Here is a 4,377-nt window from a genome sequence, read left to right on the forward strand (position 1 = left end):
CGCCGGGCGCGCCGCCGCTCTGCCGGCCGGAGCACCCGGCGCTGTAAAACGCCTCCCGCTGCACGCAGCGGTGCACCCAGCACAAAGGCTGCTGCACCGGCACCGGCAAAGGCTGCCGCAGCCATGTACCAGCGCAGAACACCGGCACTGCTCTGCCCTGCTGCGTAGCTCTGCACAGCAGCCAGCACAGCACCCATCCACACCAGATCCGGCACAAAAGCTGCACGCCCTCTGGCCGGGAATACAGCCCGCAGTGCGCCGATACTGGCTCCCAGCACCGTGCAGGCAGCGATCTCCTGCCCAAGGGCTGCAGGCGGCAGTACCGGGATCATCGCAGCAGGCGGCGCAGAAAACCGCCCGCCGGTGCGCTGGCCGTATATTCCAGCGTGTCGATGCGGCCGGTGAACTTCGCCTCCCCGGTCTCCAGATCCAGCGCCGCCATGTTCAGCTGCGCCCCGGTCAGATGCAGCGTGCCCTTGCCCGTTTCCATGGCAGCGCTGTCGGCATTGCAGTGCAGTACCTTCTGCACACCGGTCACCGTCAGGCGGGCGCGGCTTTCCAAGATCAGATCGTGCGGCGCGGGCTGCGGGTCTCTGGGTGTTTTTTCCGGCATGGTTCGTCTCCCCTTTTCTGGTGCATCCTATGCACCGGACCGGGGCTTTTATGCCTGCTCGCCCTCTGCAATGATCTCGTACATCTCGCGGGCCACATCCTTGGTGCGCGGCTCCACATCCGAGAGCACCTTTACCTTGATGGGCCGGTTGCCGAAGGTCACCTCGATGATATCGCCCGCCTTGACGGCCTGACTGGCCTTGGCGATCTTGCCGTTGATGAGGATGCGGCCTGCATCGGCCACCTCGTTTGCCACGGTGCGGCGCTTGATCAGACGCGAAACTTTCAAATATTTATCCAGACGCATGGTTCTTCCTCCTGTCACAAAAAAAGCCGCCGCACCCTCTTGCAGGCAGCGGCGGCAAAGCAGATACAGCTTACAGGGTGTCCTTCAGGGACTTGCCGGGCTTGAACACGATGCTGCGGGAAGCGGCAATGGTGATCGGCTCACGGGTGCGGGGGTTGATGCCCTGACGCTCGGCGCGCTCACGCATCTCAAAGGTGCCAAAGCCGGAAATGGTGATCTTTTCGCCCTCAGACATGGCCTTGCTCAGTGCTTCAAACACAGCATTGACAGCCTGCTCAGCGCTCTTCTTGCTCATCTCAGTGTTCGCAGCAACCTGTGCGATCAGATCGGTCTTCGTCATAAAAATACCCTCCAGATTTGTTACTTGGTGTTCTTTTTTCTCTATCGGAGCAGGTCACTCGACCTGAGTACCGCTTTGTTCTTTCTGCGCCAGCAGTTCTGCACAATAGCGCTTGGATGCAAAGGTCAGCGCTTCCTCCGCGTCCACACCAGCCAGCCGCATGGCATTGGTCGCAGCAAACAGCAGTTCTCCCGCCGCCTGTGCGTCCTGTTCCCGGTTCCAGCCGTCCAGTGCTGCCTGCAAAGCCTGCCGTGCCGTTTCCGGCGCAGACTGCTCTGCCCCGCAGCGGTCGGCACGCTTCTGCAGCTTCTGGGCACGCATCAAAGCAGGCAGCGTAACCGGCACTGTGCCCAGCTCATCGGCCAGAGTGGTGCGGCCCTTTTCCTTATTTTTGAGCGCATCCCAGCCGTTTATACCCGCATTTTGTGCCGCCGAGGACGCAAAGATGTTCGGATGCCGGAACACCAGCTTCTCGCACACCTCACGGCAGACATCCTCAAAAGTAAAGCGCCCGCGCTCTTCTTCGATCACCGCGTGGAACGCCACCTGCATCAGCACATCGCCCAGCTCTTCCTGCATCAACTGCGGATCGTCAGCATCAATGGCCTCCAGCGCTTCGCAGGTCTCTTCCAGAAAGTTCTTCCGGATGGAAGCATGGGTCTGTACCTTATCCCACGGACAGCCGTTCTCCGGGTCCCGCAGGATACGCAGAATTTCCAGCAGCTGCTCTGCCGTATAGGGTGCCTTTGGCTGCCAGTCCAGCACAGCGCTCACCTGCCTTGTAAAAGATACTGTATATTGTATCGCATCTCATGCAGTTTTGCAAGACAAAGTGCGCAAATTTCCCGCATTTCGCCTGCATTTTCCGCTCGCAAAAACAGGACGGTGCCCTGTGGGGAGCGCCGCCCTGTTGCTGAACCGTTTTATTACAGCTGTGCACCGCACTTGTTGCAGAACAGTGCATCGTCCGAGACGGGAGCACCGCACTGCGGGCAGGCTTTGTGCTCTTCCGGTTGGTCAGCAGGAACTTCCTCGTGCACCACATATTCCGCCTCGGCAACTTCCGCCGGGGTCAGGGATGCTTTCAGGCGGGCGATCTCCTGCTCGATGTTATCGATCATCTCGATATACTTATCCACCAGCGGCTGGTTTTCTTCCTTGCCCTTGGCCAGACTGTACACCAGTGCGCCCAACTGGCGCTGTGCCTTGAGCAGCTTGCCCTGCTCATTTACGATCAAAGCCTGAGTCTTGCCCTTTTCGGCCAGGTCCAGCGCAGCGTTCTTGCCTTTTTCGGCATATTCCAGACCCATTTCCTTGATCTTGTTGAAATCCATAAAAGACACCTCTCTTACTATCGGCCTGTTTATCGTGGGCCATGTGCGGATGTTATCTCCATTATAGCGCACAGGCCGCTCGTTTGCAATGAACGGACCGCATTTTTTACAGTTTGGTGCCGGTTTGGAAACAATTTTTTCGCATTCGGCCTAAATTCACACGATAATTTCACACATCGGCATTCTGTGCCCTGCGGTCGGCTGCGCCGCCGTAGAATTCCCGCAGCATGCTGTCCTCCGGCAGCAGCTCCAGCTCCAGCGGTGCCACATGCTCAAAGCGGCGGGCTGTCTCGTCCCACAGCTCTGCGTTGTGGCCTTCCAGCGTGAACTGACGGCGCACCACGCCCAGCAGCTTGGAGATCAGGCCCAGCTCGTAGGTAAAGGAGGTATCCAGCAAAAAGTCTGCCGTGGTCTTGAAGCCCTTGATATACCGCGTCTCACCGTCCAGCACGCGGTCCCACATGGCAAGGGTCTTTTCCGGGCTGCGGCCGCGCGCTGCAGCGTCCCGCAGGGTGCGGCGGCACAGGCGGATATCCTGCGTGTTGATGACGCGGCGGCCATCGATGCAGTATTCCTCCCGCAGGCCTGCATAGATGCGGTAGATGTCGTCGCCCTTTACAAGGCCGGTCAGCTCCGGGTTCAGCGCATGGATGCCCTCCACGATGCATACACCGCCCTGCAGGTCGATGGGCTCCACCTCTGCCGAGCGCTTTTCGGCAGAGAAATCGTAGATGGGCAGCACGGTCTTGCCCGTCTCGCTCAGTTCCCGCAGGCACTGCTTGATGAGAGGCAGATCCAGCGTATCGGGGTTCTCGTAGTCCAGCGTGCCGTCCGGCAGGCGCGGATAGAACTCTGCGCCTTTGAAGAAATTATCCAGACTGACCACCTGCGCCGGGGTCCCGCGCTTTTGCAGAGCCTTTGCAATGCAGTGGGCGCTGGTGGTCTTGCCGCTGGCCGACGGGCCGGTGAGCATGACGATTTTTGCGCCGGAAAGCTGCACTTTCTGGGCGGCGTAATCTACCCTTTGGGCATAGCTCTGCTCACTCAGGTCGGCAAGTGCCTGCGGGCTGCGGGCTGCCACATTGTACAGATCGATCTCAACCAGACGTTTGGGTACCCAAATCGTGATCATAAAAATCAGCCACTCCTTTTTTGCGTTCCAGCACCTCCGCAAAACGCTGGATATATTCGTTCGGATACTTAAAATTGAAAATGCGCTGCATCCGTTTTCCGCCGTCGGCCACCAGCTTGGTGCTGCCGCCTGCACCGGCGGAGAGGATGGTCTGGACTTCCTCCATGATATAGATGTTGTAATATCCCTCGTGGCCCGGCTTGCACCAGCCCACGTTCTCCAGGTTCTGCAGAGTATTCTTCTGGCGGTAGAGGTAGTAGGGCCGGTAGCCCGCTTCTGCCAGCAAACGGCACTTTTCCAGCATGGCGGCGACGTCGGCGTAGTCGTTCTCCTTCTGGTCCTCAATGACGATGCGGGAAGCGCGCTTGAGGGTGAGGGTGTGCACGGTGATGTTCTCCGGGTCCAGCGCGATGGCCTGCCGCAGGCTGCGCTCAAAACTTTCCACCGTGTCGCCGGGCAGGCCGGCGATCAGGTCCATGTTGATATCATCATGACCGGCCTTGCGCGCTTCGGCATAGCAGTCCAGAATGTCCTGCGCCGAGTGCTTGCGCCCAATGCCCGCCAGCACCTCGTCCGAGAAGGTCTGCGGGTTGATGGAGATGCGGGTAGCGCCGTATTCCTTGATGACCGCCAGCTTTTCCGCGTCCGTACA

General features: G+C 59.4%; 8 protein-coding genes. All 8 read right to left on the reverse strand.

All coding sequences use genetic code 11. The annotated features are described in order from the left end of the window. Window positions 1-332 (reverse strand): hypothetical protein (locus tag QZL71_RS03035; protein ID WP_294647695.1); only part of this gene is annotated, 332 nt, incomplete at its 3' end. Then, window positions 329-613, reverse strand: a complete 285-nt coding sequence (locus QZL71_RS03040) for a YabP/YqfC family sporulation protein (protein ID WP_005940132.1) — start codon at window positions 611-613, stop codon at window positions 329-331. The genes QZL71_RS03035 and QZL71_RS03040, both read right to left, overlap by 4 nt. A 48-nt stretch (window positions 614-661) precedes the next feature. Next, window positions 662-919: an RNA-binding S4 domain-containing protein gene (locus QZL71_RS03045; RefSeq protein WP_005940129.1), complete on the reverse strand. Its 258-nt coding sequence runs from the start codon at window positions 917-919 to the stop codon at window positions 662-664. 70 nt (window positions 920-989) lie between these two features. Then, the gene (locus QZL71_RS03050; protein ID WP_005940126.1) at window positions 990-1,259 is read right to left on the reverse strand and encodes an HU family DNA-binding protein; all 270 of its coding nucleotides are present in this window, start codon (window positions 1,257-1,259) and stop codon (window positions 990-992) included. 54 nt (window positions 1,260-1,313) lie between these two features. Then, window positions 1,314-2,024, reverse strand: a complete 711-nt coding sequence (locus QZL71_RS03055; RefSeq protein WP_294647696.1) for a MazG family protein — start codon at window positions 2,022-2,024, stop codon at window positions 1,314-1,316. 161 nt (window positions 2,025-2,185) lie between these two features. Beyond that, window positions 2,186-2,593 (reverse strand): zinc ribbon domain-containing protein, encoded by a 408-nt coding sequence (locus QZL71_RS03060; RefSeq protein ID WP_294647698.1) that lies wholly within the window; start codon window positions 2,591-2,593, stop codon window positions 2,186-2,188. 169 nt (window positions 2,594-2,762) lie between these two features. Then, window positions 2,763-3,725: a uridine kinase family protein gene (locus QZL71_RS03065; protein WP_097778148.1), complete on the reverse strand. Its 963-nt coding sequence runs from the start codon at window positions 3,723-3,725 to the stop codon at window positions 2,763-2,765. Beyond that, the coding region (locus QZL71_RS03070; protein ID WP_294647700.1) for a radical SAM protein at window positions 3,691-4,377 on the reverse strand (687 nt) is incomplete at its 5' end. The genes QZL71_RS03065 and QZL71_RS03070, both read right to left, overlap by 35 nt.

The organism is uncultured Faecalibacterium sp., from assembly GCF_900066275.1.
GTDB lineage: Bacteria > Bacillota > Clostridia > Oscillospirales > Ruminococcaceae > Faecalibacterium > Faecalibacterium taiwanense.